Origin of the sequence: Mesorhizobium sp. M0491 (assembly GCF_040321265.1) — a bacterium.
Classification (GTDB): domain Bacteria; phylum Pseudomonadota; class Alphaproteobacteria; order Rhizobiales; family Rhizobiaceae; genus Mesorhizobium.
The window spans coordinates 1-26,813 of the sequence record NZ_JAMYRE010000033.1 but is presented as its reverse complement, the minus strand read 5'-3'; the positions used below and the strand labels follow the sequence as shown (position 1 = coordinate 26,813).

The following is a 26,813-nucleotide window of genomic DNA, read 5'->3' as shown; positions in this document are numbered from 1 at the left end:
CGAATGGCAAAGCTCAAGGTCGACGGGAAAGAGATCACTGTACCCGACCACTACACGCTGTTGCAGGCGGCTGAAGACGCTGGCGCGGAAGTGCCGCGCTTCTGCTTCCATGAGCGGCTGTCGATCGCCGGCAATTGCCGCATGTGCCTGATCGAGGTGAAGGGCGGGCCGCCCAAGCCGCAGGCCTCCTGCGCCATGAATGTGCGCGACCTGCGTCCCGGCCCGAATGGCGAGGCGCCGGAAATCTTCACCAACACGCCGATGGTCAAGAAGGCCCGGGAAGGCGTGATGGAGTTCCTGCTGATCAACCATCCGCTGGATTGCCCGATCTGCGACCAGGGCGGCGAATGCGACCTGCAGGACCAGGCGATGGCCTTCGGCGTCGATTCCTCGCGCTATCACGAGAACAAGCGCGCGGTCGAAGACAAATACATCGGACCGTTGGTGAAGACGGTGATGAATCGCTGCATCCACTGCACGCGCTGCGTCCGCTTCACCACCGAAGTCGCCGGCATTTCCGAACTGGGCCTGATCGGCCGTGGCGAGGATGCAGAGATCACCACCTATCTCGAACAGGCGATGACCTCGGAGCTGCAGGGCAATGTCATCGACCTTTGCCCGGTCGGCGCGCTGACCTCGAAGCCATTCGCCTTCCAGGCGCGACCGTGGGAGCTGACCAAGACCGAATCCATCGACGTGATGGATGCGGTCGGCTCGGCGATCCGCGTCGATAGCCGGGGCCGCGAAGTGATGCGCATCCTGCCGCGCGTCAACGAGGCGGTGAACGAGGAGTGGATCTCCGACAAGACCCGCTTCATCTGGGACGGCCTGCGCACGCAGCGTCTCGACCGCCCCTATGTGCGCAAGGACGGCAGGCTGGTTGCCACCAGCTGGGCCGAGGCCTTCGCCGCGATCAAGGACGCGGTGTCGAAGACGGCGCCCGAAAAGATCGGCGCTATCGCGGGCGATCTCGCCGCCGTCGAGGAAACCTATGCGCTCAAGCTGCTGATGGCTTCGCTCGGCTCGAAGAATACGGATTGCCGCCAGGATGGCGCCGCACTCGACCCGGCGCTCGGCCGTGCGAGCTACATCTTCAACCCGACCATCGAAGGCATCGAGCAGGCCGATGCGGTGCTGATCATCGGCGCCAACCCGCGCTATGAAGCCTCGGTGCTCAACGCCCGTATCCGCAAGCGCTGGCGGACCGGCAATCTGCCGGTTGGCGTCATCGGCGATGTCGGCGACACACGCTACGACTACGAACAGCTGGGCGCCGGACCGGATTCGCTGAAGGATTTGGCTGACGGCAATGGCAAGTTCTTCCAGGTGCTGAAGAAGGCGACGCATCCGCTGATCATCGTCGGCCAGGGCGCGCTGGCGCGCGCCGATGGCGCGGCCGTGCTCGGTCAGGCGGCCAAGCTCGCCGCCGCCGTCAACGCTGCCCGCGCGGATTGGAACGGCTTTGCCGTGCTGCACAATGCGGCCGGGCGCGTCGGCGGTCTCGATCTCGGCTTCGTGCCGGGCGAGGGCGGCAGAAACGTTGCCGGCATGCTGGGCGAAATGGAGCTCCTGTTCCTGCTCGGCGCCGACGAGATCGACATGGCCAAGACCGGCGGCGCCTTCGTCGTCTATATCGGCACGCATGGCGATCAGGGCGCGCACCGCGCCAATGTCATCCTGCCGGCGGCCGCCTACACGGAAAAGTCGGCCACCTATGTCAACACCGAAGGGCGTGTGCAGCAGACCAACCGCGCCGGCTTCGCGCCGGGCGAGGCTCGCGAGGACTGGGCGATCCTGCGGGCACTGTCGGATGTGCTGGGCAAGAAACTGCCGTTCGATTCGCTGCCGCAACTGCGCGCCAAGCTCTATGGCGAATACCCGCATCTGGCCCGTATCGACCAGGTCGCGGCCGGCAATGCCGAGGACATCGCTGGGGTGGCGAAGCTCGGCGGGCGGCTGAACAAGGGCACCTTTACGTCGCCGGTGACGGATTTCTACCTGACCAACCCGATCGCGCGGGCATCGGCCGTGATGGCGGAATGCTCGGCACTGGCCAAGAGCGGCTTCAAGCAGGCGGCGGAATAAGCATGGACACTTTCTTCTCCTTCTACGTGCTGCCGGCGCTGATCATTCTGCTGAAATCGGTCGTGCTGATCGTTATCCTGCTGATTTTCGTCGCCTATATCCTCTATGCCGACCGCAAGATCTGGGCGGCGGTGCAACTGCGCCGTGGCCCGAACGTCGTCGGCCCCTGGGGCACGCTGCAAGCCTTCGCCGATCTGCTGAAATTCGTCTTCAAGGAGCCGGTCATCCCGTCCGGCGCCAACAAGGGCGTGTTCCTGCTGGCGCCGCTGGTCTCGGCCGTGCTGGCGATCTCGGCCTGGGCGGTCATCCCGGTCAATCAGGGCTGGGCGATCGCCAACGTCAATGTCGGCATCCTCTATGTCTTCGCCATCTCCTCGCTCGAGGTCTACGGCGTGATCATGGGCGGCTGGGCCTCCAACTCGAAATATCCGTTCCTCGGCGCGCTGCGTTCGGCGGCACAAATGGTGTCCTACGAAGTCTCGATCGGCTTCGTCATCGTCACTGTTCTGCTCACCGCCGGCTCGCTCAACCTGTCCGACATCGTGCTGTCGCAGCATGATGGAATTGGTACGCGGCTTGGCCTGCCCAATACGTTCCTCGACTGGAACTGGCTGGCGCTGTTCCCGATGTTCATCATCTTCTTCATCTCGGCGCTGGCCGAGACGAACCGCCCGCCCTTCGATCTGGTGGAAGCCGAATCGGAACTGGTCGCCGGCCACATGGTCGAATATTCGTCGACGCCGTTCCTGCTGTTCTTCCTCGGCGAGTATGTAGCCATCGTGCTGATGTGCGCGCTGGCCACCATCCTGTTCCTCGGCGGCTGGCTGCCTCCGTTCGACTTCGCGCCGTTCACCTGGGTGCCGGGCGTCATCTGGTTCGTGCTGAAAGTCTGCTTCGTGTTCTTCGGCATCTCCATGGTGAAAGCCTTCGTGCCGCGCTACCGCTACGACCAATTGATGCGGCTTGGCTGGAAAGTGTTCCTGCCGATCTCGCTGTTCATGGTGGTCGCCACCGCGGCCTTCCTCAAGATCACGGGGTTTGCGTGATGTCCGCTCTTTCCCAAGCCGCCAAATCGCTGCTGCTGCAGGATTTCGTCAGCGCTTTCTTCCTGTCGATGCGCCAGTTCTTCGCGCCGAAAGAGACGATCAATTATCCGCACGAGAAGGGGCCGACCAGTCCGCGCTTCCGCGGCGAGCATGCGCTGCGCCGCTATCCCAATGGCGAGGAACGCTGCATCGCCTGCAAATTGTGCGAGGCGATCTGCCCGGCGCAGGCCATCACCATCGAGGCCGGCCCGCGCCGCAATGACGGCACGCGCCGCACGGTTCGCTACGACATCGACATGGTGAAGTGCATTTATTGCGGCTTCTGCCAGGAAGCCTGCCCGGTAGACGCCATCGTCGAGGGGCCGAATTTCGAATTCGCGACGGAGACGCGCGAGGAACTCTACTACGACAAGGACAAGCTGTTGGCGAATGGCGACCGGTGGGAGCGCGAACTGGCGCGCAACATCTCGCTGGACTCGCCCTACCGCTGATATTTGACGCATGGACGGGGCAGGGGCCTCGTCCAGAGGATGATCCCGAAAAGTTGCGGACTTTTTCGGACCAGATCATGCTCCGGAATACAGAGTGGCCCATGTTTCTTTCGATCGGGCCTTTCAACCCGATCGGAACATGGGCTAGGACAACGCGGCTTTGGAACCGGAGGCGGAACCAGGCCAGAGACAACAAACAGGACGAGCGTCCTGTTCGTACAGGAACCCGGGGGATCCCCAATGTTGAGTGGACTAGAGGCGGCCTTTTTCTACCTCTTCGCCTTTGTCGCGGTGGCGTCGGCGTTCATGGTCATTTCGTCGCGCAACCCCGTGCATTCGGTGCTGTTCCTGATCCTGACCTTTTTCAACGCCGCCGGCCTGTTCATGCTGACCGGGGCCGAGTTCCTGGCGATGATCCTGCTCGTCGTCTATGTCGGCGCGGTGATGGTGCTGTTTCTGTTCGTCGTCATGATGCTCGACGTCGATTTCGCCGAGATGAAGGAAGGCGCCCTGCAATATGCGCCGATCGGCGCGCTGGTCGGGCTGATCCTGGCGGCGGAGCTGATCGTCGTTCTCGGCGGCTACACTTTCGCGCCGCAGCTCGCTTCGACGGTCTCCAAGCCCATTCCGGATCTCGCCACGCGGACCAACACCGCCGCGCTCGGCGACATCCTGTATACCGACTACCTCTACTACTTCCAGATTTCGGGCCTCATCCTGCTGGTCGCCATGATTGGCGCCATCGTGCTGACGCTGCGCCATAAGCCAGGCGTCAAGCGGCAGTCGATCGCGGCCCAGGTCGGCCGCACGCCGGCGACCGGCATGGAAATCCGCAAGGTCAAGACAGGCGAGGGACTCTGAGATGGTTGTCGGCATCGCACATTATCTGACCGTATCGGCTGTTCTGTTCACGCTCGGCGTGTTCGGCATCTTCCTGAACCGCAAGAACGTCATCGTCATCCTGATGTCGGTTGAACTGATCCTGCTGGCGGTCAACATCAATTTCGTCGCCTTTTCGGCGGCACTGGGCGATCTGGTCGGCCAGGTGTTCGCGCTGTTCGTGCTGACGGTAGCTGCGGCCGAGGCCGCCATCGGACTTGCCATTCTCGTCGTCTTCTTCCGCAACCGCGGCTCGATCGCGGTCGAAGACGTGAACATGATGAAGGGTTGACGGAACCACCATGTATCAGGCCATCGTCTTCCTTCCCCTGCTCGGCTTCCTGATCGTCGGCCTGTTCGGCACGTCGCTCGGCGCCAAGGCGTCCGAATACATCACCTCCGGTTTCCTGGTGATCGCGGCCGTGCTGTCGTGGGTCGCTTTCTTCACCGTCGGTTTCGGCCATGGCGAGGTGTTCACCGTGCCGGTGCTGCGCTGGATACAGTCGGGCGGACTGGAAGCGTCCTGGGCACTGCGGATCGACACGCTGACGGTGGTCATGCTGCTGGTGGTCAACACCGTCTCGGCGCTGGTCCACATCTATTCGATCGGCTACATGCACCACGATCCGAACCGGCCGCGCTTCTTCGCCTATCTGTCGCTGTTCACCTTCGCCATGCTGATGCTGGTGACGGCGGACAACCTCGTGCAGATGTTCTTTGGCTGGGAAGGCGTGGGGCTGGCGTCCTACCTGCTGATCGGCTTCTGGTACAAGAAGCCGTCGGCCAATGCCGCGGCAATCAAGGCCTTTGTCGTCAACCGCGTCGGCGATTTCGGCTTCGCACTCGGCATCTTCGGCGTGTTCGTGCTGTTCGGCTCGGTCAATCTGGGCACGATCTTCGCCAATGCGGCAACGTTCATTCCGGCCGAAGGCGCCCCGCACGGCGCCGCCGTGCTGACCTTCCTCGGCTATGCGCTGGACAAGCAGGCGGCCATGACGATCGTCTGCCTGCTGCTGTTCATGGGCGCCATGGGCAAGTCGGCGCAAGTGCCGCTGCACACCTGGCTGCCGGATGCCATGGAAGGCCCGACACCGGTTTCCGCGCTGATCCATGCCGCCACCATGGTGACGGCCGGCGTGTTCATGCTGGCACGGCTGTCGCCGCTGTTCGAACTCTCGCATTCGGCGCTGACTGTCGTGACCTTCATCGGTGCCTTCACGGCCTTCTTCGCGGCCACCGTCGGTCTCGTCCAGAACGACATCAAGCGCGTCATCGCCTACTCGACCTGCTCGCAGCTCGGCTACATGTTCGTGGCGCTCGGCGTCGGCGCCTATGGCGCGGCGATCTTCCACCTGTTCACGCATGCCTTCTTCAAGGCGCTGCTGTTCCTCGGCTCGGGCTCGGTCATCCATGCCGTGTCCGACGAGCAGGACATGCGCAAGATGGGCGGCCTCAGGAAACTGATCCCGACCACCTACTGGATGATGGTGATCGGCACGCTGGCGCTAACCGGCGTCGGCATTCCGGTGACGGTCATCGGCACCGCCGGCTTCTTCTCCAAGGACGCCATCATCGAGAGCGCCTTTGCCGGCCACAATTCGGTTGCCGGCATGGCCTTCGTGGCTCTGGTCGTCGCCGCTTGCTTCACCTCCTTCTACTCCTGGCGGCTGATCTTCATGACCTTCCACGGCAAGCCGCGGGCGAGCCATGAAGTGATGCACCACGTCCATGAATCGCCGCCTGTGATGCTGGTGCCGCTGTTCATCCTGGCCGCTGGCGCACTGTTTGCCGGCATCATCTTCCACCGCGCCTTCATCGGCGAGGGCTATGCCGAGTTCTGGAAGGCATCGCTGTTCACGCTGCCTGACAACCACATCCTGCACGACATCCACGAATTGCCGCTGTGGGTCGAACTGTCGCCCTTCATCGCCATGCTGATCGGCTTCGCGCTGGCCTGGAAATTCTACATCCGCTCGCCGGAAATGCCGGTCAACCTCGCCGCGCAGCATCGCGGGCTGTACGCCTTCCTGCTCAACAAGTGGTATTTCGACGAGCTCTACGACTTCCTGTTCGTGCGGCCCGCCAAGCGCCTCGGCCATTTCCTGTGGAAGACCGGCGACGGCACCATCATCGACGGCCTCGGCCCGGATGGCATTTCGGCGCGCGTCGTCGATGTCACCGACCGCGTCGTCAAGCTGCAGACCGGCTATCTCTACCACTACGCCTTCGCCATGCTGATCGGCGTTGCCGCACTCGTCACCTGGATGATGCTCTGATGACCGCCTGGCCAATCCTCTCGCTGGTCACCTTCCTGCCGCTGGTTGGTGTGCTGCTTATCCTGTTCATCAATGACGACAGCGAAAATGCACGCCGCAACATCCGCGCCATCGCGCTGTTGACGACGACTTTCACCTTCATCATCTCGCTGTTCATCTGGACCGGATTCGACAATTCGCAGTCCGGCTTCCAGTTCGTCGAGAAGGTCGCCTGGCTCGACTCCGGCATTTCCTACCATATGGGCGTCGACGGCATCTCGATGCTGTTCGTCATCCTGACGACGTTCCTGATGCCGCTGTGCATCCTGGCGTCGTGGGAATCGATCGAGAAGCGGGTCAAGGCCTACATGATTGCCTTCCTGCTGCTCGAAACGCTGATGATCGGCGTGTTCTGCGCGCTGGACATCGTGCTGTTCTACGTCTTCTTCGAAGCCGGCCTGATCCCGATGTTCATCATCATCGGCGTCTGGGGCGGCAAGCGGCGCGTCTACGCCTCGTTCAAGTTCTTCCTCTACACGCTCGCCGGCTCGGTGCTGATGCTGCTCGCCATCATGGCGATGTTCTTCCAGTCCGGCACAACCGACATCCCGACGCTGCTGACCCACAACTTCCCGGCCAACATGCAGACCTGGCTATGGCTTGCCTTCTTCGCCTCCTTCGCGGTGAAGATGCCAATGTGGCCGGTGCACACCTGGCTGCCCGATGCGCACGTCGAGGCGCCGACGGCGGGCTCCGTCATCCTGGCCGGCATCCTGTTGAAGATGGGCGGGTATGGCTTCCTGCGATTCTCCTTGCCGATGTTCCCGCTGGCGTCGGAAATGTTCGCGCCGCTGGTCTTCGCGCTGTCCGTCGTCGCCATCATCTACACCTCGCTGGTGGCGCTGATGCAGGAAGACATGAAGAAGCTGATCGCCTATTCGTCGGTTGCTCATATGGGCTTCGTCACCATGGGCATCTTCGCCATGAACCAGGAAGGCGTGCAGGGCGCGATTTTCCAGATGCTCAGCCACGGCCTCGTCTCCGGCGCGCTGTTCCTGTGCGTCGGCGTCATCTACGACCGCATGCACACACGTGAGATCGCCGCCTATGGCGGCCTGGTCAACAACATGCCGAAATACGCCACGGTGTTCCTGATCTTCACCATGGCCAATGTCGGCCTGCCCGGTACCAGCGGCTTCGTCGGCGAGTTCCTGACCATGCTGGGCGTGTTCCGGGTCAACACCTGGGTGGCGTTCTTCGCCGCCACCGGCGTCATCCTGTCGGCCGCCTACGCGCTCTGGCTCTACCGCCGGGTGATCTTCGGCGCATTGACCAAGGAGAGCCTGAAGGGCCTGCTCGATCTGTCGCCGCGCGAGAAGGTGATCATCTACCCGCTGGTCGTGCTGGTCATCTTCTTCGGCGTCTATCCCGCCCCGGTCTTCGACGCGACGGCCGAATCGGTCAAGTCGCTCGTCACCAATGTCACTGCATCCATCGGCGCCGCGCAGACCGCGGCGGCGAACTGACCAGAGGTTTTGCGAACCATGACGCCGGACCTTCTCTCCAGCCTGTCACTCTCGACGCCAGAGCTGATCCTTGCCGTCGGCGCGCTGGCGCTGCTGATGGTCGGAGCCTATTCGCGCGCCAACACGGCCAACACGGTAACCGGCCTTGCGGTTGCCGTGCTGGCGATCGCGGGCGCCTGGCTGATCTTCCGAACCGGGCAGGGCAGCGCTTACGGCAATGCCTTCATCCAGGATTCCTTCGCCCGCTTCATGAAGGTGCTGGCGCTGGTCGGCTCGGCGGTGACGCTGGTGATGTCGATGCGCTTTGCCAAAGCTGAACGCTTCGACAAGTTCGAATATCCGGTGCTGATCCTGCTCTGCACGCTCGGCATGATGCTGATGATCTCGGCCAACAGCATGATCGGCCTCTATCTCGGCCTCGAGCTGCAGTCGCTGGCGATCTATGTGCTGTGCGCGATCAATCGCGACAATCTGCGCTCGACCGAAGCAGGCCTCAAATATTTCGTCCTCGGCGCGCTGTCGTCGGGCATGCTGCTCTATGGCATCAGCCTGGTCTACGGCTACACCGGCAACACCGGCTTCCAGGAGATCGCTTCTGCGCTCGGCAGCGGCGAGCGCCAGCTCGGTCTCGTTTTCGGCCTCGTCTTCGTGCTGGCCGGCCTGGCCTTCAAGATCTCGGCGGTGCCGTTCCACATGTGGACGCCAGATGTCTATGAGGGCGCGCCGACACCGGTGACGGCCTTTTTGGCGGCAGCACCGAAGATGGCGGCGATGGCGCTGATGGTGCGCGTCACCATGGGTGCGTTCAAGCCGATCGCCTCCGACTGGCAGCAGATCATCGTCTTCATCTCGATCGCCTCGATGGCGCTTGGTGCTTTCGCCGCCATCGGCCAGACCAACATCAAGCGGCTGATGGCCTATTCCTCGATCGGCCATATGGGCTATGCGCTGGTCGGCCTTGCCGCCAACAGCCAGGCTGGCGTGCGCGGCGTTGCCATCTACATGCTGATCTATCTGGTGATGACGCTCGGCACCTTCGCCTTCATCCTCGCCATGCGGCGCAAGGAAGGCAATGTCGAGCAGATCAGCGAGCTGGCCGGCCTGTCGTCGACCAATCCGATCATGGCGACGATCCTGACCATCCTGATGTTCTCGCTGGCCGGCATCCCGCCGCTCGCCGGCTTCTGGGGGAAATGGTACGTCTTCCTCGCCGCCATCAACGCCAATCTCTATGCGCTGGCGATCATCGGCGTGCTGGCCTCGGTGGTGGGCGCCTATTACTATTTGCGCATCATCAAGATCATGTGGTTCGACGAACCGGTCGGCGGCTTCGTGCCGATGGCGAGCGAATTGCGTGTCGTGCTCGGCGTCTCCGGCGCCTTCGTGCTGTTCTACGTGCTGATCGGCGGGCCGATCGGCACCTATGCCGAAGCCGCCGCCAAGACGTTTTTCTAGTCGGCATGGCATTTCGGCTGGCTCCAACCTCGGCGTCGGATGGGTTCCGGCTCGAGGCGCATGAGAGCGTCGGCTCCACCAATGCGCTGGCACTGGACCACGCAAGGGCAGGCGACCCCGGCAAATTGTGGGTCGTTTCCAAGAAACAGGAAAGCGGGCGTGGCCGGCGCGGCCGCGTCTGGGCAACGCCAGAAGGCAACCTCGCGGCGACGCTGCTCGTCATCACCAAGGCAGAGCTTCGCCTTGCCGCGACGCTGGGCTTCGTCGCCGGGCTGGCGCTGGCCGATGCTCTCGATGCCGTGGTGCCGAAGGGCCGGATCGCCATCGGCCTCGACGGTGGCAGCGAAGGGAAAAACCGTTTCGAGCTGAAATGGCCGAACGACGTGCTTGCCTCCGGCGCCAAGCTGGCCGGCATCCTGCTGGAATCGGCAATTCTGGAAGGCGGCCGTTTCGCGGTGGCGGTCGGCATAGGCGTCAATGTGGTGGCATACCCCGAGGATTTGCCCTATCCCGCAACATCACTCAGCGCGCTGGGTGCGGCATGCGATGCGGAAACACTGTTCCTGGCGCTGTCGGATGCCTGGAGCGAGAATGCCCGGTTGTGGGATGAGGGGCGCGGACTTGCCGCCGTCAGGCGACGGTGGCTTGATCGTGCTGCGGGGCTTGGCGGCGAGGTTGCTGTCAGAATTGACGGTAATGTGGTGCGTGGGGTGTTCGAGACCATTGACGAGGACTGCCGTTTCGTGATCCGCGACGATGAAGGTTCGGTTCGGACGATCGCCGCCGGCGATGTGCATTTCGGCGCGGTCGCTTCGGCCAGGGCATAGGGCCGTTCATGAACGGTTCTAACTGTTTGTTTTTGCGCAACTCCGGTGGGAAGACCGTTACACACTTTTCCCGGAATTGCTTTTTGGGCTTGGCCTGAGGGCCAGGAAGGGAAAAATCATGGCGAAAGCGGAAACCGCCGAACTCGTCTTCGTGCCGCTCGGCGGCGTCGGCGAGATCGGCATGAACTTCGCTCTTTACGGCTACGGGCCGCCCAATGCGCGCGAATGGATCGTCATCGATGTCGGGGTGACCTTCCCCGATGCCAGCCTGCCGGGCGTCGACCTGGTGCTGCCCGACACGCGCTTCATCGAGGAGAACCTCGCCAATCTGCGCGGCATCATCATCACGCACGCGCATGAAGACCATTACGGCGCGCTGCTCGACACATGGCCGAAGCTGAAGGCACCGGTCTGGATGACGCCGTTCAGCGCCGGCCTGCTGGAAGCCAAGCGGCAAGGCGAGCAGGGCGCGCCGAAAATACCGGTCACGATCTACCGGGCGGGCGAGAAATTCACCGTCGGCCCGTTCGAGATCGAAGCCATTCCGGTCGCGCACTCGATTCCCGAGCCGATGTCGCTGGCGATCACCTCGCCGGCCGGCATCGTCATCCATACCGGTGACTGGAAGATCGATCCGGAGCCGACGATCGGGCCGAAGACCGACGAGGCGCGTTTCCGGGCCTATGGCGACAAGGGCGTTCTGGCGCTGATCTGCGATTCGACCAATGCGCTGCGCGAAGGTGAGTCGCCTTCGGAAGTGGCTGTGGGCGAGGGCCTCAAGGGCGTCATCCAGGCGGCCAAGGGCCGTGTCGCCGTCACCACATTCTCCTCCAATGTCGGACGCATCGTCTCCATTGCCAAGGCGGCGCGCGATGCCGGACGCCAGTGCCTGGTGCTTGGCCGTTCGCTGAAGCGGGTCATCGATGTGGCCGGCGAACTTGGCTACATGGACGGTCTGCCGGAGTTCATCGCCGAGGAGGATTTTGGTTTCATCCCGCGCGAAAACCTGGTCATCATCTGCACCGGCAGCCAGGGCGAGCCGCTGGCCGCACTGGCCAAGCTGTCGCGCGAAGAGATGAAGTCGGTGTCACTGACGGCAGGCGACACGGTGGTGTTTTCCTCGCGTACCATTCCCGGCAACGAGAAGGCGATCCTCGAGATCAAGAACCGTCTGATCGATCTCGGCGTCAAGATCATCGAGGACGGCGATGCACTGGTGCATGTCTCCGGCCATCCGCGACGCAGCGAATTGCGCAAGATGTATGAATGGGTGCGCCCGCGGATCGGCGTTCCCGTGCATGGCGAGGCGGCACATCTGGTGGCGCAGGGCTCGCTGATGTCGACATCGGGCATCGGCCAGGTGGCGCAGGTGCGCGACGGCGACATGCTCAGGCTTGCTCCCGGCCCAGCCACCATCATGGATCAGGTGCCGTTCGGCCGTATCTACAAGGATGGCAGACTGATCGGCACCGATCAGGCGATGGGCATCCGTGACCGGCGCAAGCTGTCCTTTGCCGGCCATGTCGCGGTCAATGTCGTGCTCGACGACAAATATGAGCTTGCCGGCGATCCCGACCTGGTCGCCATCGGTGTCGCAGAGGCCGATGGCCGTGGCGAGTCGCTGGAAGATCTGATGATCGATGCGGCAATCGGCGCGGTGGACTCGATCCCCCGTCAGCGCCGAAAAGACCTCGACCTGGTGCAGGAAGCAGTGCGGCGCGCCGTGCGCGGCGCCGCCAACGAAGCCTGGGGCAAGAAGCCGCTGGTGACTGTATTCGTCACAAGGTGACGAAAGGGAGTAGGGGAATAGGGGAATAGGAAGAGCAAGCAGCTGATATATCTGTCTTCCCCTACTCCCTTATTCCCCTACTCCCTTACCTGGGAGTGCCAATGCTCGGACGACTGAACCATGTCGCGCTTGCCGTGCCGGATCTGGCTGCTGCCGTCGCTGCCTATCGCAACACGCTCGGCGCGGAAGTGACGGCGCCGCAGGCGCTGCCGGAGCATGGGGTGACGGTGGTGTTCGTCAATGTCGGCAACACCAAGATCGAACTTCTGGAGCCCTTGGGCGAGGGGTCGCCGATCGCCGCCTTCCTGGAGAAGAACCCTTCCGGCGGCATGCATCATCTTTGCTACGAGGTCGATGACATCCTGGCCGCGCGCGATCAGCTCAAGGCCGCCGGCGCCCGCGTGCTGGGCGACGGCAATCCGAAGATCGGCGCGCACGGCAAGCCGGTGCTGTTCCTGCATCCGAAGGATTTCTTCGGAACGCTGATCGAACTGGAGCAATCATGAGCTGGGTTTCGTTCACCGCCCTGTTTTTCGCGACCTGGTGGGTGGTGCTGTTCGCTGTGCTGCCGTTCAGCGTGAGGACGCAGGACGACGATCGTGACGTGACGCTTGGCACGGTTCCGAGCGCGCCGCGCGGACCTCACATGCTGCGCGCCGTGATCCGCACCACCATCGCCACCGCGATCCTGATGGGCATTTTCTATGGCCTGACGCATGGGCTGGGATACAGCCTCAACGACATCCCGCACATCGTGCCGGAATTCAGCCAAACCCCAGCCAAATAGCCGGTCCCGGCCCAAGAAGATTTGTCCGGCAAAGACGTTTTCATCCGTCGGAACAGCTTGGTTCCAGACAGGAATGCCGTGCCGTTTTGCGGCCGGACGAGCGCTGACGCTAGGTAAGGTGGTTTGGCAACGCGTTGCGCTAAGCAGATGATTGCACAAAAAAAATGCAAGGCACGAGGCCTTGCAATTTAAACGCGTCCGATCTGTTTCCGGTTTCCGGCGGCAGCGAGTAACCGCGCCTAGATCGCATCCTCCCAAGACTTTGACCGCGTAGGAGAGCAGATTTTTTTCTACCCTCTCGGTTATCGAGGTACATTAGCCTAAGGCGAATGAAAATGTCACGAAGAATTTTGCCTTGAAACGGGCATTCTCGTGCTGCACTGCACAATAGTGTGGCAGGCGTTGCTTGGCGAACGATCATCAAGACGCGCGCGGTGACCGGGAGGCCTTGCAGCGCCGTGGGTCTTTTAGGCGGGCGAAGGACGGTGCGACGCTTCTGATCCCGGCTATCCCGTGCTTTTTGAAAATCGATTGCCGCTTTCGGGCCGATGCGTCCGGGTTCCCATTCCGCCTTGAAATGGCTATGAAGCCGGGTCAAGCAAGCCAAAGTCGCGCCGATTCTGACGCGGCCATCCTCACTCACGGACCAGTCCATGCGTTTGTCGCGCTATTTCCTGCCTATCCTCAAAGAAAATCCGCGCGAGGCCGAGATCGTCTCGCACCGGCTGATGCTGCGCGCCGGCATGATCCGCCAGCAGGGGCAGGGCAGTTTCTCGTGGCTGCCACTCGGCAAGCGGGTGCTGGACAAGGTCTGCCGCATCATCCGTGAGGAGCAGAATCGCGCCGGTGCGCTGGAAATCCTGATGCCGACCATCCAGTCGGCCGATCTGTGGCGCGAAAGCGGCCGCTATGACGACTACGGCAAGGAGATGCTGCGCATCAAGGACCGGCAGGACCGCGACATGCTCTACGGCCCGACCAATGAGGAAGTGGTCACCGAGATCGTCCGCGCCTATGTGAAGTCCTACAAGGACCTACCGCTCAATCTCTACCACATCCAGTGGAAGTTCCGCGACGAAGTGCGGCCGCGCTTCGGCGTCATGCGTTCGCGCGAGTTCCTGATGAAGGACGCCTATTCTTTCGACCTCGACTTCGAGGGCGCCAGGACGGCCTACAACAGGATGTTCGTGTCCTATCTCCGGACTTTTACGCGCATGGGGCTGCAGGCAATACCGATGCGGGCCGACACCGGGCCGATCGGCGGCGATCTCAGCCATGAATTCATCATCCTGGCCGACACCGGCGAGAGCCAGGTCTATTGCCACCGCGACTATCTTTCGCTCGATGTGCCCGGAGAGAAGACCGACTTCGCCAATGCCGCCGAGATCGGCGATATCGTGAAGACTTGGACGACACCCTACGCGGCCACCGACGAGATGCATGACGAGGCGGCGTGGGAGAAGATCGGCGAGAGCGACAAGGTTTCGGCGCGCGGCATCGAGGTCGGCCACATCTTCCATTTCGGCGACAAATATTCGAAGCCCCTGGGCGCCAAGGTGACTGGGCCCGACGGCAAGGATCATTTCGTCTCCGGAGGCTCCTACGGCATCGGTCCGTCGCGGCTGGTCGCGGCGATCATCGAAGCCAGCCATGACGACAACGGCATCATCTGGCCGGAGGCGGTGGCGCCGTTCGACATCGGGCTGATCAACATGAAGGCGGGCGACGCCGAGTGCGACCGCGTCTGCGACGAACTGCATGCCGCTTTCGTCGCCGCCGGCAAGGACGTGCTCTACGACGACACCGATCAGCGGCCCGGCGGCAAGTTCGCCACCGCCGATCTGATCGGCCTTCCCTGGCAAGTGATCGTCGGCCCGCGCGGTGTCGCCGCCGGCGAGATCGAGATCAAGAATCGCAAGACCGGCGAGCGCGAGACGCTGCCGATCGCAGACGTGAAAAAGCGCTTCGGTGTCGCCGCATGAGCGAGGCGGTGGCGGCAAGACCGGTCGGCGCCGGACCCTTTTCCATCTTCGAGCGCATGGTTGCCTGGCGCTATCTGCGTTCGCGGCGCAAGGAGACGGTGATCTCCGTGATCGCCTCGATCTCCTTCCTCGGCATCATGCTGGGCGTCGCCACGCTGATCGTGGTCATGGCGGTGATGAACGGTTTCAGGGCGGAGCTTTTGACGCGCATCCTCGGCGTCAACGGCCACCTGATCGTGCAGCCGCTCGATTCGCCGTTGGAGGACTATGCGCAGGTCGCCAGCCGCATCAACGGTGTAGCAGGCGTCAAATACGCCATCCCGCTGATCGATGGCCAGGTGCTTGCGCAAGGCAATGTCGGCGGCGGAACCGGAGCGCTGGTGCGCGGCATACGCGGCGAGGATCTGAGCAAGATCGCCATCGTTGCCAGCAACATCAAGCAGGGTTCGATCGCCGATTTCGACTCTGGCGAGGGGGTTGCCATCGGCAAGCGCATGGCCGAGAATCTCGGCCTGACGCTTGGCGATACCATCACCTTGATTTCGCCCGACGGCGACGTGACGCCGATCGGCACCACGCCGCGCATGAAGGGCTACAAGATCGCGGCGATCTTCGAAGTCGGCATGTCCGAATATGACACCTCCATCGTCTACATGCCGTTTTCCGAAGCGCAGCTCTATTTCAACATGGATGGGCGGGCGCAGACGATCGAGATCTATGTCGACAATCCAGACGATGTCGATGCGCTGAAACCGAAGGTGGAGGCGGCGGCGCAGCGGCCGATCGACATGGTCGACTGGCGCCAGCGCAACGAGACCTTCTTCTCCGCCCTGCAGGTCGAGCGCAACGTCATGTTCATGATCCTGACGCTGATCGTGCTGGTGGCGGCGCTGAACATCATCTCCGGCCTGATCATGCTGGTGAAGGACAAGGGCCACGACATCGCCATCCTGCGCACCATGGGGGCTTCGCGCGGCGCCATCCTGCGCATCTTCCTGATGACGGGTGCGGCGATCGGCGTGACCGGCACGCTTGCCGGTGTGCTGCTCGGCGTGCTGATCTGCACCAACATCGAATCCATCCGCCAGTTCTTCTCATGGATGACCGGCAAGGTGCTGTTCAATCCTGAACTCTATTTCCTCAGCCAGTTGCCGGCGAAGATGGATCCACGCGAGACCACCTATGTCGTCCTGATGGCGCTCGGCCTGTCCTTCCTGGCAACGGTGTTTCCGGCATGGCGCGCCGCGCGTCTCGATCCGGTCGAAGCCTTGAGGTACGAGTAGTGGCCGAGGTCATTATCGAGCTGAAGAGCGTCGAGCGGCACTATGTCCAGGGGCCGCGCAAGCTCACCATCCTGAACGGCGCCGATTTCTCGCTGAAGCGCGGTGAGATGGTGGCGCTGGTGGCGCCGTCGGGCACCGGCAAGTCGACGCTGCTGCACACCGCCGGCCTGCTGGAGCGTCCCGACGCCGGTGACGTCATCCTGGCCGGCCGTGCCTGCGGGCGGCTTTCCGACGACGAGCGCACGGCGATCCGCCGCAACGATGTCGGCTTCGTCTACCAGTTCCATCACCTGCTGCCGGAATTCTCGGCGCTGGAAAACATCATGATGCCGCAGCTCATCAAAGGGCTGAGCCGCAAGGACGCGGCCGAGCGCGCGGCGCAGCTGCTCGATTACATGCAGATCGGCAAGCGCGCGTCGCACCGGCCGTCCGAACTCTCCGGCGGCGAGCAGCAGCGCGTCGCCATTGCCCGCGCGGTTGCCAATGCGCCGCTGGTGCTGCTGGCGGACGAGCCGACCGGCAATCTCGATCCGGTCACCGCGTCTTATGTGTTCGAGGCGCTGGCGGCACTGGTCAAGCAATCGGGCCTCGCAGCGCTGATCGCCACCCACAATCACGAACTGGCATCGCGCATGGACCGGCGCGTCACGCTGGCCGACGGCAAAGTGGTGCCGCTTTAGTCTCCGATGTCGTCATCCTAGGGGGAGCTCCGCGGAGCGGAGCGTAGACCCTAGGATCCATGCCGTTACTTTCGAGACAAATGCAGGGGTCGAGGATATGCGACCTTTATCAGAGCGATAATTCTGCACCGTAGCATCGCCCCTAGGTCACGGCATGGATCCTAGGGTCTGTGCGCGTCGCTCCGCCCCTTGCTCCGCCCTAGGATGACGAAGCAATGGGTGTATTGGCTAATCGCAAAGGCTGCGATCTCCCCACGTGGCACCGTCCGACGCCCATCAACCCTTTCTTAACCCTGCCGATTTGATCGCCCGGAAATTCCGAATGCGGGCGGATCGTGCCCGTTGACTTTGAAACAAAATTAGAACAAAATACGAACATATCAACAACAGGAGAGAGTTATGACCGATCTGGTTCAGGATGTCATCTCACTGGTTTGCATGAGCACCTTTCTCGTTTCCATGGCGATCTGGATCGGAGCCATGTGATTTGGCGGCATTCGTCGCCGCGGGGACTGGGCGGTCGAAAGTCGTTCCCGCGTTAAGCTTTTCTTGCCGCCGCGACGTTAGGGTGCCTGAAAGACAGGGAGCAACGTCCAAGTGTCGCCCATCGTCACGGCCATTCTCGTGGCCAGCAATCTCGGGCTGATCTTTCTCTTGATAACCGTGCCGCTGGGTCTGCGCACGGTCCGGCTGACCCGTCTGGTGGCAATGGATCGTCAGCGCCTCTGGCAGGCGCTGTGGCCGCTCGGCAGCGATGCCGGCTGGTCCGGTGAGATCCTTTCCGCCGAGGCGCCGGACGGCGAGGGCGTGGCCCGCATCACGCTGTCGTGGGAAGGTCGCGACGGCAAGCCGATCGAACGCAAGTCGCGGTTTGAGGACGTCGTCGAAGGTATCAGCTTCTCGATGCGTGTCATTGAGGACACCGCGCTCGATGCTTCGTTCTGGAAGGACTTTTCCGAAACCGCCGAACTCGTTTCCGAGGGCAACGGCACGCGGGTGACGCTCAGCCAGACCGATCGCTATCGCGGCGTCGCCTTCCTGGTGTTCCGCTATTTCGCCCTGTGCCGCGAACTCTCCAAGCTGCAGCGCTGGGCGCGGACCGGGGAGTATCGCAAGGGCGGTTGGTTCGAGCATCCGTTGAGCCAGGTCGGTTTCGCCGGGCTTTCGGCGCTGATCCTGTGGCCATTCTTCGGCCTTCACTTCGGCGGCCTGGCACTGGCCGCGATCCTCACATCGGTGGTCGCCCTGCATGAGCTTGGCCATATGGCGGCGTTTCGGCTTATGGGCCACAACCGGGCACGGATGATCTTCATTCCGCTGCTCGGCGGCATCGCCATTGGCGGGCGGCCCTATGACAGCCGTTTCGAAGTCGCCTTCGTGGCGCTGATGGGCGCCGGCTTCTCCGCATTCCTGGTGCCGATCGCTATCGCCGCCAGCACCTTTGCCGGCGCTGAAGGACATCGGCTGGCGGCGGCGCTGCTGGCGACCCTGGCCGGCTTTGCCGCACTGTTCAACATCGCCAATCTGGTGCCGGTGTGGAAATTCGACGGCGGTCAGGTGCTGCGCCAGATCTGTCCGGGGCCGGTCGCGCTGGCGCTGGCTTCCTTCTTCCTGCTCTCGGCTTTCCTGGCCGTGGGTTGGCAGGCCGGCTTTTCCTCCAACTTCCTGCTCGCGACGGGAGCGGTGTTTTCGATCCTCAGCCTGCTGACGATGAGCAGCGGAATAAAGCCGCGTCACGAGCTGAAGCCGATCCGCACCATCGACCGCCTCGCCATGGCCGCGGCGTTGCTGGCGGTGTTCGCCATCCATGGCTATGGCGTCCTGTGGGCCTCCGCCCAGCTCATCTGAGGTGTGTTGATATTCAGATGGATGCCGGCCTGTGAATCACACATAGCTTGAGCCGTACCGGATCAGGAAGAATCAGCCGGCCTTGCGCTCGGCTTCGACAGGCAAAGCCGTGGCGGGACCGAACACATCCTCGAAGGCGGATTTCAGCGCCAGGTCAAGATCGGCCATGGTCAGGGGAAGGCCGAGGTCGACGAGGCTGGTGACGCCGTGGTCCTGCACGCCGCAAGGCACGATGCCGCTGAAATGGTCGAGATCGGGCTCGACATTGATGGCGATGCCGTGGAAGCTCACCCAACGCCGCAGCCGAATGCCTATGGCCGCGATCTTGTCCTCCGCCGGCGAGCCGTCCGGCAGGGCAGGGCGATTCGGCCGCACGACCCAGACGCCGACCCGGTCCTCGCGGCGTTCGCCATGCACATTGAAGGCGGCGAGCGTGCCGATGATCCACTGTTCGAGCGCCGCGACGAAGGCGCGGACGTCCTCGCGCCGCCGCTTCAGATCAAGCATGACATAGGCGACCCGCTGGCCCGGCCCATGATAGGTGTATTCGCCGCCGCGTCCCGCCGAAAACACCGGGAAGCGGTCGGCGTCGATCAGATCCTCGCCGCGGGCGCTGGTGCCGGCCGTGTAGAGCGGCGGGTGTTCGACCAGCCAGACCATCTCGCCGGCGGCCCCGCTGCGGATCGCCTCGGCGCGCGCCTCCATGAAGGCAAGTGCTTCGGGATAGGCGGTAAGGCCGGGCTCGATCAGCCATTCGACCGGTGCTGAACCGGGGAGCGGCAGGAACGACGTGGCGATCTGGCTGCGTTCGGGCATGGCGTATCGTCTTTTCGCTTATGCATGTCGCGTCCCAAAACCGCGCCGCACCTTTGGGTGACATCAACCTGCCTTCCATATGGCGACATTAGGCGCAAACGTCCAGTTCCGGGGCTGCATTCGAGCCCTGTGGAGCATTATGCCAATCGCCTGACATTATTGCTTGCCGTGCACTTGTTTCGCCGGAAACGATTTGCTACACGCCGCGAGCCGGTCGGTTCCGGCTCTACCACGTGCGGTCGTGGCGGAATTGGTAGACGCGCAGCGTTGAGGTCGCTGTGGGGCAACCCGTGGAAGTTCGAGTCTTCTCGACCGCACCATTCTCTTCCCAGAGTCCGATTTGTACCGGTCTCGCCCGCTGCGGGCCGGGCGCATTTCGTTTGATATTCCCGCACTTTACGCCACTTTCTTTCTGAGCATCGGATTCTCCCAAAACCGGTTTCCCCTTTTGGGTCCGATGCTCTAGACCTGATTTGCACCTTTTCCGGGATTCTTGTGGCGGGAGGCGCTGGTGGAAGGCGAGCACGAACGGACGACCGGCGCCAGGGCCGCCGAGGACAACCACGCCGATATCTATGGCGAGGACGGCGCCGTGCTTTCGTCCTTCCTGGCGCGGATTGGCGCGGCGATCGCAGACCGCGACACGCTGACCCTCAAGCATGAAGTCGACGACCTGCACCAGTCGGAACTCGGCGACCTGCTCGAGGCGCTGCATCCCGAACAGCGCCGCGCGCTGGTCGAACTCCTGGGCGCCGATTTCGACTTCTCCTCGCTGACGGAGGTCGACGAGGCCATCCGTATGGAGATCGTCGACAATCTGCCCAATGCGCAGATCGCGCAGGCGGTGCAGGAGCTCGATTCCGACGACGCCGTCTACATTCTCGAGGATCTCGACCAGGAAGACCAGGACGAGATCCTGTCGCAACTGCCGTTCACCGAGCGGATCAGGCTGCGCCGCTCGCTTGATTATCCCGAAGAGACGGCCGGCCGCCGCATGCAGACCGAGTTCGTCGCGGTTCCGCCGTTCTGGACGATCGGCCAGACCATCGACTACATGCGCGAGGACAACAACCTTCCCGAGCGCTTCAGCCAGATCTTCGTCATCGATCCGACCTTCAAGCTGCTCGGCGCCATCGACCTCGACCAGATCCTGAGGACCAAGCGTTCGGTCAAGGTCGAGGAAGTGATGCACGAGACGCGGCACGCCATTCCGGCCACCATGGACCAGGAAGAGGCTGCGCGGGAATTCGAGCAGTACGATCTTTTGTCGGCCGCAGTCGTCGACGAGAACGAACGGCTGGTTGGCGTTCTGACCATCGACGATGTCGTCGACGTCATCCAGCAGGAGGCCGAGGAAGATTTGATGCGCATGGGCGGCGTCGGCGACGAAGAGCTTTCCGACAGCATCTTTTCGACCTCGCGATCACGCGTTCCGTGGTTGCTTATCAACCTTCTGACCGCGTTCCTGGCGGCGTCGGTGATCAGCCTGTTCGACCGCACGATCGAACATATCGTCGCACTGGCGGTGCTGATGCCGATCGTCGCAGGCATGGGCGGCAATGCCGGCTCGCAAACCATGACCGTCACCGTGCGGGCGTTGGCGACCAGGGATCTCGACATCTACAATGCCGGCCGCATCATTCGCCGCGAGATGGGTGTCGGCTTCATCAACGGCATCGTCTTCGCCATCCTGATCGGCATCGTTGCGGCAGCCTGGTTCCGTGACCCCAATCTGGGCGGCATCATCGCGGCGGCGATGATCATCAACATGTTCGTGGCCGCCCTGGCCGGCATCCTGATTCCGCTGCTGCTCGATCGTTTCAAGATCGATCCGGCGGTCGCTTCGGCGGTCTTCGTCACCACGGTTACCGACGTCGTCGGTTTCTTTGCATTTCTCGGCATCGCCACGTGGTGGTTCGGTGTGCCCTGAAGGCACGCCTTTTGGCTTAATTGACTTTTACGTAAATGCCGTGCGAGGCTTGCGCGGGGCGCCATGTCGATTCCGGCATGGCATGGGTTTTGGTTCGGGACATAAGGGTGACGCCGGCATGGCGATCGCCCCTTGGTTTCGGCGTGCGGGAGTGGCAATGCGAGAATATTATTCGATCACCGAGTTGACCCGTGAGTTCGATGTGTCGACGCGGACGCTGCGCTTTTACGAGGACGAAGGGCTGGTGCAGCCGGTGCGGCGTGGCCGCACGCGGCTGTTTCGCCCCTCCGACCGCCACCTCATCCGTCAGATCATGCGCGGCAAGAGGCTTGGTTTCTCGATCAACGAAATCCGCGAAATCATCCAGATGTACAGGGAGCCGCCCGGCGAAGTCGGCCAGCTCAACCTGATGATCAAGCGCATCGAGGAAAAGCGCGAGGATCTCCGGCAGAAGCGCCGCGACCTCGAGGAGACGCTGGCTGAACTCGACCAGGCCGAGGAGTCTTGTGTGGAGCGGCTGGTCGAGCTTGGCGTGAATACCTGAGCGGACTGGATTCTATCGCGCGTTAGCGTTCGGAATGAGCGGAAACGTCTATTCCTTCTGCAATGCACCGCGACGGCGCAGAACTTTGCTCCGCTGCACTCCTAGACCGAGGTCACGGCATGGATCCTAGGGTCTCCGCGACGGAGCTGCGCTCCTGCTTCGCCCTAGGATGACGAAGTTCGCAAGACTTAGGCTAATCGCCGAAGTGTGCACCTGTCAAAACCTCTCCGCGATGGAAACCGGAGCGCCAGCTCAAATCCAGCGGCGCACGCGTTTCGCGTAGTCGCGGTATTTCTTGCCGAATTTTGCCGCCAGCATCTTTTCCTCGCCTTCGATCGCCATTTTTTGCGTGGCATAGGCGGCGATGAAGGCGAGCGGCAGGAACCACACGATGCCCGAGACAAAGGCGACGCCGATCAACAGCAGGGTGTTGGCCAGATACATCGGATTGCGGGTGATGCCGAAGGGACCCGTGGTGACCAGGTGATCGGGCACAGCGTTCGGGTTCAGCGTGGTCTTGGCGCGGACCATGGTGCGGATCGCGGTGACCCAGAGCGCTGCAACGGCAAGCAGCACCACCCAGCCGGCGGCGAAAAGAATGTCGCCCAGGAGGTCACCGATCCAGGGCAGGGGATAGAGCAGGCCCAGCGCGATGCTGATGGCGATCGCGGCGGTGTAGATCAGCGGCGGCCACGGTATGAGCCCCGGCTTCGGCTGGTTCTCGGTCATTTGACCCCTTCCTCCATCAACTTGCTGTCCGTCTTGGCGGTACACATGCCGGCGAGATCGGACAGATGCGTCTTCCATTCCGCAGTCTGGTCGTTGTTGTAGAGCCGATCAAGCGTCGCCTCGCCCTCGAGCGTATCGAGCATGCAGACACAGTAGCTCGTACAGAACTCGGTGTCGCGCGACTGCTCGCAGGACAGCTGGCAGGTTTTGAGGAAATTCACCTGCGGGGTTTCGACCTGCGCCGGCATGATCTGCGAGAACAGCCAGACGCAGCCGATCAGCAATGGCTGGTGGATCAGGTAGAACGCCAGGCTGTGCCGGCCGATAAAGACCAGCGGGTTGGCCCAGCGACCGGGCGCCAATTCGGCAAGCCGGGCAAGCACGCCTGAACCGGCGGCGAGTTTCGTCACCGCGATGCCTGCAAGCACGGCGCCGAACCATGGAAACAACGGAACGTAGTCGTTGGAGCGTGGATTGTTAGCCGACAGGCCTACCCACCACAGCCATGGGTGATCGAACGCCTCGAGGCGCAGATAGACAGGCGCCGCAATGACGAGCGCGGCGACGACAAGCGTCAGCAGTGCCGGCAGCCGCAGAAAGGCGAGGCCGAGCAGGCTGGCCAGCGCGATCTCGTGCAAAATGCCGAAGAAGATGAATCCATCCGGCGTGGCGATACGGGTGACGACCGATATCGCGATCGCGGCTCCGGCGACCATGGCGAACCGCTTCCAGAAGCCGTTCCAGCGGATTTGTCGGCCATGGGCGAGATACAGGCTGACGCCGACCAGGAACAGGAAGGTCGAAGCGATGCCGCGCGCGTAGATCTTCCACCAGCCGAAGGCGGTCAGGCCGGGATCGGTATAGCCGAAGAACTCCAGGTCCCAGGTGAAATGGTAGCTTGCCATGGCGATCAGCGCGGTGCCGCGCACGATGTCGATGGCGACGATGCGCTTTGGTCGATCCTGAACGGGTGCGGTCGGCGTTTGGATGCTCATGGTCTCGCATTCTGATTCAGCCCCGCTGGAGGACTATCACGGTTGCCCCGCACAAAAGAAGACCGGCAATCCTGCCGATAACGCCGGATCGGCCGCGGCATTGGGCCAGTGCCGGGAAGCCTTTGGCCGGCTTCGCTTTTGCCGGATGCACGTCGGTTTCCTCTTATTGGCACTGGGGTCGCCACGTCAGATTTCACCCGGTGAATCTGCTTCGGGGAAAGCAATGTCCACCCATGTGCGCCATCCGATCTGGCTGCCGGCTCTCAAGGCCGCGGACGCGCGCACCTTCGCGTCGCTCTATGCGGTTGAATCCTTCGCCCGCGCCACGGTGTCGAGCGTCATCCCGATCCAGGCCTACGAGATACTGCACAACGAGCAGATCGTGTCGATGCTCTACACAGTCGTGGCGATGCTCGGCCTGTCGGTGACATTGTTCATGCCGATGCTGATCCGCCGTTTTGCCCGCCGCTGGGTCTACACATCAGGCGCCTGCCTGCTGGCCGTCGGCTCGCTGTTCTTCATCACCGACACGCTCGCCGGGCAACTGGCCGGCATGCTGTGCCGGGTGATGGGCGCCAGCGCGCTGTCGATCACGCTCAACCTCTACATCATGGACCACATCCGCAAGACCGACTTCATGCAGGCCGAATCGCTGCGCATGGCGTGGTCGATGCTGGCCTGGACCGGTGGGCCGACGCTCGGCATCTTCCTCTACACGCGCTTCGGCATCTATGCCGCGCATGGTGCGGTCGCGGTGTTCGCGTTTGCCCTGCTGGCGCTGTTCTGGACCTACCGCCTCGGCGACAACCAGTCCATCCGTCCGGGCAAGACGCGCCCTGTCAATCCGCTCGCCAATATCGGCCGTTTCGTCGCGCAGCCCAGGCTCAGACTGGCCTGGCTGATTGCCTTCGGCCGCTCCTGCTTCTGGACGACGTTCTTCGTCTATGGGCCGCTGTTCATGGTCATCACGGGCGAGGGCAAGCTGGCCGGTGGCCTGCTGGTTTCGGCCGGCAACGCGCTGTTGTTCATGGCGATTTTCTGGGGCAAGGCAGGAAAGCGCTTTGGTGGCCGCGGAACCATGACATTTGCCTATTTCGCCATGTCAGCCGCGCTGCTGGCGGCGGGCTTCGTCGGCGAAACCGTGCCGTTGCTTACCGGCGCCTTCCTGCTCTGTGGTGCCTTCTTCACCATTGCGCTCGACGCCCTCGGCTCGACCGCCTTCATGCGCTCGGTGCGCTCCTATGAAAGATCTCAGATGGCAGCGGTCTACCGCACCTATCGACTTTTCCGAGTTGACGCCGCCGCTGGTCTATTCGGTGGCGCTGGCCTTCTTCGGCCTGGGCTCGGTGTTCGTCACGCTCGGCCTGCTGGCGGCGGTCTGCGGCTTTGTGACGTGGCGCTATCTGCCGAAATCACTTTGACCTTCATGGCGCATTCGCAATGGTCACCGGCGGAATTTGGTTTGCCGGAAGCGAGGATTCTGCCTATAGTCACCGGTGTCGCCGGTTCCATTTTGGAGCCAAGAGGGAATGCGGTGAGGGCGAATTTCGCCCAATGCCGTGGCTGCCCCCGCAACTGTGTGCGGTAGTCCTCTCCATAAACCACTGAGGATTTTTTCTTCGGGAAGGTGGGGAAGGACGCTGATCCGTGAGCCAGGAGACCTGCCGGCGACAGGAAACTGACTTCGATGCCCTCGGGTGGAGGGCGAAAGGACAAGACATGACTACCGCTTCCGTCTCCCTCGGCGCCTCCGTCTCCTCGCAGTCGCGCTTCATGCAGCTCGCGCTTGCCGCGCTGCTCGGCATTTTCGTGATGGGCTTTGTCGGCTTCTCGCATATCGATGCCGTCCATAATGCGGCTCACGACTATCGCCATTCGATGGCGTTTCCCTGCCACTGACGAGGGGCTGACATCATGAATCTGTTTCGCAACGTCGTGTTCATCGCGGCGATCGCAGGGCTCGTGGCCGGCGTCGTCCTCGCCTGCCTGCAGGCCTATGCCACCGTGCCGCTGATCCTGAAGGCGGAAGTTTACGAACAGGCGGGCGGCGGGCATCACCATGACCATGGCGCTCCGGCCGCAACGGATAGCAATGCCATGAGCACAACTGCTCCGGCGGGAGATGCGATGAGCTCTGCTGCCCCGGCTGCGGCGGAAGCCGCTCCGGCAGACGAAGGTTGGGCGCCGGCAGAGGGTTTCGAGCGTTTCGCCTTCAGCGTGCTTGCCAATATCGTCACCGGCATCGGCTTCGCCTTGATCCTGGTCGCGGTCTCCGAATTCGCCGGCGGCATCGGTGGCTGGCGCCAGGGCGTGTTCTGGGGCCTTGCCGGCTTTGCCGTGTTCACGCTGGCGCCGGGCCTCGGCCTGCCGCCGGAACTGCCGGCCATGCCGGCCGCCGATCTCACCCAGCGGCAGATTTGGTGGTGGGCAACGGTGGCGGCAACCACTGCCGGTCTCGGCCTGATCGCGTTCCGCAAGTCGCTGCCGCTGGCGATCCTTGCCGTCCTTTTGATCGTCGCACCGCATGTTGTCGGTGCACCGCAGCCCGACAGTTACGGGACGGCGATTCCGGAAGGGCTGCATCACCAGTTCGTGGTGGCGGTGACCGTGACCAATCTGGTGTTCTGGCTGGTGCTCGGCGCGGTCGTCGGTGTGGTGCGTGGCCGCTTCACCGGCACCGCGACCAGCCTGCGCGACAGCTTTGCCTGATCGCAAGACACTGACCTTCCTCATCGGCGGCGGGGGCCGCCGGCCGACGCCCCCGCCCCCCAAATATTGTGCCCCCCATGCACCCCCCCCGGCCCACTAATCCCCCCCCCCGCCCCGGGGTTTTGGGAGTCGATTAACCCCAACCCAGGCCCCGACA

General features: G+C 62.8%; 23 protein-coding genes, 1 tRNA gene, 1 pseudogene and 1 riboswitch. Of the genes and pseudogenes, 22 read left to right on the top strand and 3 right to left on the bottom strand.

The features are described 5' to 3' along the window. Positions 1 to 3: 3 nt before the first annotated feature. The 16 genes from nuoG to NKI69_RS30410 all read left to right on the top strand — a co-directional run bounded on the left by nuoG (position 4) and on the right by NKI69_RS30410 (position 18,933). On the top strand, positions 4 to 2,085 hold the full coding sequence (nuoG, locus tag NKI69_RS30485; RefSeq protein WP_128304421.1) for an NADH-quinone oxidoreductase subunit NuoG: 2,082 nt from the start codon (positions 4 to 6) through the stop codon (positions 2,083 to 2,085). A 2-nt stretch (positions 2,086 to 2,087) separates the two neighbouring features. Beyond that, the gene (gene nuoH / locus NKI69_RS30480; protein WP_023812383.1) at positions 2,088 to 3,131 is read left to right on the top strand and encodes an NADH-quinone oxidoreductase subunit NuoH; all 1,044 of its coding nucleotides are present in this window, start codon (positions 2,088 to 2,090) and stop codon (positions 3,129 to 3,131) included. After that, positions 3,131 to 3,622 (top strand): NADH-quinone oxidoreductase subunit NuoI, encoded by a 492-nt coding sequence (gene nuoI / locus NKI69_RS30475; RefSeq protein WP_023812382.1) that lies wholly within the window; start codon positions 3,131 to 3,133, stop codon positions 3,620 to 3,622. Before nuoH ends, nuoI begins: the two co-directional genes overlap by 1 nt. Before the next feature lie 240 nt (positions 3,623 to 3,862). Further along, a complete protein-coding gene (locus NKI69_RS30470) occupies positions 3,863 to 4,483 on the top strand; it encodes an NADH-quinone oxidoreductase subunit J (RefSeq protein ID WP_023812381.1) in 621 nt (206 codons plus the stop codon). Position 4,484: 1 nt separating this feature from the next. After that, positions 4,485 to 4,793 carry an NADH-quinone oxidoreductase subunit NuoK gene (nuoK, locus tag NKI69_RS30465; RefSeq protein WP_010910101.1) on the top strand — a complete coding sequence of 103 codons (309 nt, stop codon included), beginning with the start codon at positions 4,485 to 4,487 and terminating at the stop codon, positions 4,791 to 4,793. A 10-nt stretch (positions 4,794 to 4,803) separates the two neighbouring features. Continuing rightward, positions 4,804 to 6,777 (top strand): NADH-quinone oxidoreductase subunit L, encoded by a 1,974-nt coding sequence (gene nuoL, locus NKI69_RS30460; RefSeq protein ID WP_352723146.1) that lies wholly within the window; start codon positions 4,804 to 4,806, stop codon positions 6,775 to 6,777. Continuing rightward, positions 6,777 to 8,282, top strand: a complete 1,506-nt coding sequence (locus tag NKI69_RS30455) for an NADH-quinone oxidoreductase subunit M (protein ID WP_027034803.1) — start codon at positions 6,777 to 6,779, stop codon at positions 8,280 to 8,282. Before nuoL ends, NKI69_RS30455 begins: the two co-directional genes overlap by 1 nt. An 18-nt stretch (positions 8,283 to 8,300) precedes the next feature. Further along, positions 8,301 to 9,737 (top strand): NADH-quinone oxidoreductase subunit NuoN, encoded by a 1,437-nt coding sequence (gene nuoN / locus NKI69_RS30450; RefSeq protein WP_352723145.1) that lies wholly within the window; start codon positions 8,301 to 8,303, stop codon positions 9,735 to 9,737. 5 nt (positions 9,738 to 9,742) lie between these two features. Further along, on the top strand, positions 9,743 to 10,564 hold the full coding sequence (locus tag NKI69_RS30445) for a biotin--[acetyl-CoA-carboxylase] ligase (protein ID WP_023812378.1): 822 nt from the start codon (positions 9,743 to 9,745) through the stop codon (positions 10,562 to 10,564). Positions 10,565 to 10,682: 118 nt separating this feature from the next. Further along, on the top strand, positions 10,683 to 12,353 hold the full coding sequence (locus tag NKI69_RS30440; protein WP_352723144.1) for a ribonuclease J: 1,671 nt from the start codon (positions 10,683 to 10,685) through the stop codon (positions 12,351 to 12,353). 101 nt (positions 12,354 to 12,454) lie between these two features. Beyond that, positions 12,455 to 12,859, top strand: coding sequence for a methylmalonyl-CoA epimerase (mce, locus tag NKI69_RS30435; protein WP_128304418.1), 405 nt, complete (start codon positions 12,455 to 12,457; stop codon positions 12,857 to 12,859). Next, the gene (locus tag NKI69_RS30430; RefSeq protein WP_023812375.1) at positions 12,856 to 13,140 is read left to right on the top strand and encodes a DUF1467 family protein; all 285 of its coding nucleotides are present in this window, start codon (positions 12,856 to 12,858) and stop codon (positions 13,138 to 13,140) included. Before mce ends, NKI69_RS30430 begins: the two co-directional genes overlap by 4 nt. A 653-nt stretch (positions 13,141 to 13,793) precedes the next feature. Next, on the top strand, positions 13,794 to 15,122 hold the full coding sequence (proS, locus tag NKI69_RS30425) for a proline--tRNA ligase (protein ID WP_352723143.1): 1,329 nt from the start codon (positions 13,794 to 13,796) through the stop codon (positions 15,120 to 15,122). After that, positions 15,119 to 16,405, top strand: coding sequence for a lipoprotein-releasing ABC transporter permease subunit (locus tag NKI69_RS30420; RefSeq protein ID WP_127293254.1), 1,287 nt, complete (start codon positions 15,119 to 15,121; stop codon positions 16,403 to 16,405). The genes proS and NKI69_RS30420 overlap by 4 nt, the downstream gene beginning before the upstream one ends. After that, positions 16,357 to 17,085, top strand: a complete 729-nt coding sequence (locus NKI69_RS30415; protein ID WP_206535279.1) for an ABC transporter ATP-binding protein — start codon at positions 16,357 to 16,359, stop codon at positions 17,083 to 17,085. Before NKI69_RS30420 ends, NKI69_RS30415 begins: the two co-directional genes overlap by 49 nt. 597 nt (positions 17,086 to 17,682) lie before the next feature. Beyond that, positions 17,683 to 18,933: a site-2 protease family protein gene (locus NKI69_RS30410; protein WP_352723141.1), complete on the top strand. Its 1,251-nt coding sequence runs from the start codon at positions 17,683 to 17,685 to the stop codon at positions 18,931 to 18,933. Between the two features lie 72 nt (positions 18,934 to 19,005). Here the strand turns inward: NKI69_RS30410 and lipB are convergent, their stop codons facing one another. Then, the gene (gene lipB / locus NKI69_RS30405) at positions 19,006 to 19,749 is read right to left on the bottom strand and encodes a lipoyl(octanoyl) transferase LipB (protein ID WP_352632392.1); all 744 of its coding nucleotides are present in this window, start codon (positions 19,747 to 19,749) and stop codon (positions 19,006 to 19,008) included. A gap of 235 nt (positions 19,750 to 19,984) precedes the next feature. On the opposite strand from lipB, the gene NKI69_RS30400 reads away from it, so the two are divergent. From NKI69_RS30400 to NKI69_RS30390, 3 genes are all read left to right on the top strand, one after another. Continuing rightward, positions 19,985 to 20,069: transfer RNA gene (locus NKI69_RS30400), tRNA-Leu, on the top strand. Between the two features lie 191 nt (positions 20,070 to 20,260). Next, a complete protein-coding gene (gene mgtE, locus NKI69_RS30395; protein ID WP_352439837.1) occupies positions 20,261 to 21,679 on the top strand; it encodes a magnesium transporter in 1,419 nt (472 codons plus the stop codon). Between the two features lie 157 nt (positions 21,680 to 21,836). Then, positions 21,837 to 22,223 carry a MerR family transcriptional regulator gene (locus NKI69_RS30390; RefSeq protein ID WP_027034793.1) on the top strand — a complete coding sequence of 129 codons (387 nt, stop codon included), beginning with the start codon at positions 21,837 to 21,839 and terminating at the stop codon, positions 22,221 to 22,223. 252 nt (positions 22,224 to 22,475) lie between these two features. Here the strand turns inward: NKI69_RS30390 and NKI69_RS30385 are convergent, their stop codons facing one another. After that, positions 22,476 to 22,952 carry a methyltransferase family protein gene (locus tag NKI69_RS30385; RefSeq protein WP_023812367.1) on the bottom strand — a complete coding sequence of 159 codons (477 nt, stop codon included), beginning with the start codon at positions 22,950 to 22,952 and terminating at the stop codon, positions 22,476 to 22,478. Next, positions 22,949 to 23,947: a heparan-alpha-glucosaminide N-acetyltransferase gene (locus NKI69_RS30380; RefSeq protein WP_352723140.1), complete on the bottom strand. Its 999-nt coding sequence runs from the start codon at positions 23,945 to 23,947 to the stop codon at positions 22,949 to 22,951. Before NKI69_RS30380 ends, NKI69_RS30385 begins: the two co-directional genes overlap by 4 nt. A 223-nt stretch (positions 23,948 to 24,170) precedes the next feature. On the opposite strand from NKI69_RS30380, the pseudogene NKI69_RS30375 reads away from it, so the two are divergent. From NKI69_RS30375 to NKI69_RS30365, 3 genes and pseudogenes are all read left to right on the top strand, one after another. Then, positions 24,171 to 25,368: pseudogene (locus NKI69_RS30375) on the top strand (MFS transporter). Positions 25,369 to 25,433: 65 nt separating this feature from the next. After that, a riboswitch (cobalamin riboswitch) is annotated at positions 25,434 to 25,630 on the top strand. A 36-nt stretch (positions 25,631 to 25,666) separates the two neighbouring features. Next, positions 25,667 to 25,846, top strand: coding sequence for a CbtB domain-containing protein (locus tag NKI69_RS30370; RefSeq protein WP_013531117.1), 180 nt, complete (start codon positions 25,667 to 25,669; stop codon positions 25,844 to 25,846). Positions 25,847 to 25,861: 15 nt separating this feature from the next. After that, complete coding sequence (locus tag NKI69_RS30365; protein WP_023812365.1) at positions 25,862 to 26,656, top strand: CbtA family protein; 795 nt, start codon at positions 25,862 to 25,864, stop codon at positions 26,654 to 26,656. Positions 26,657 to 26,813: the final 157 nt, after the last annotated feature.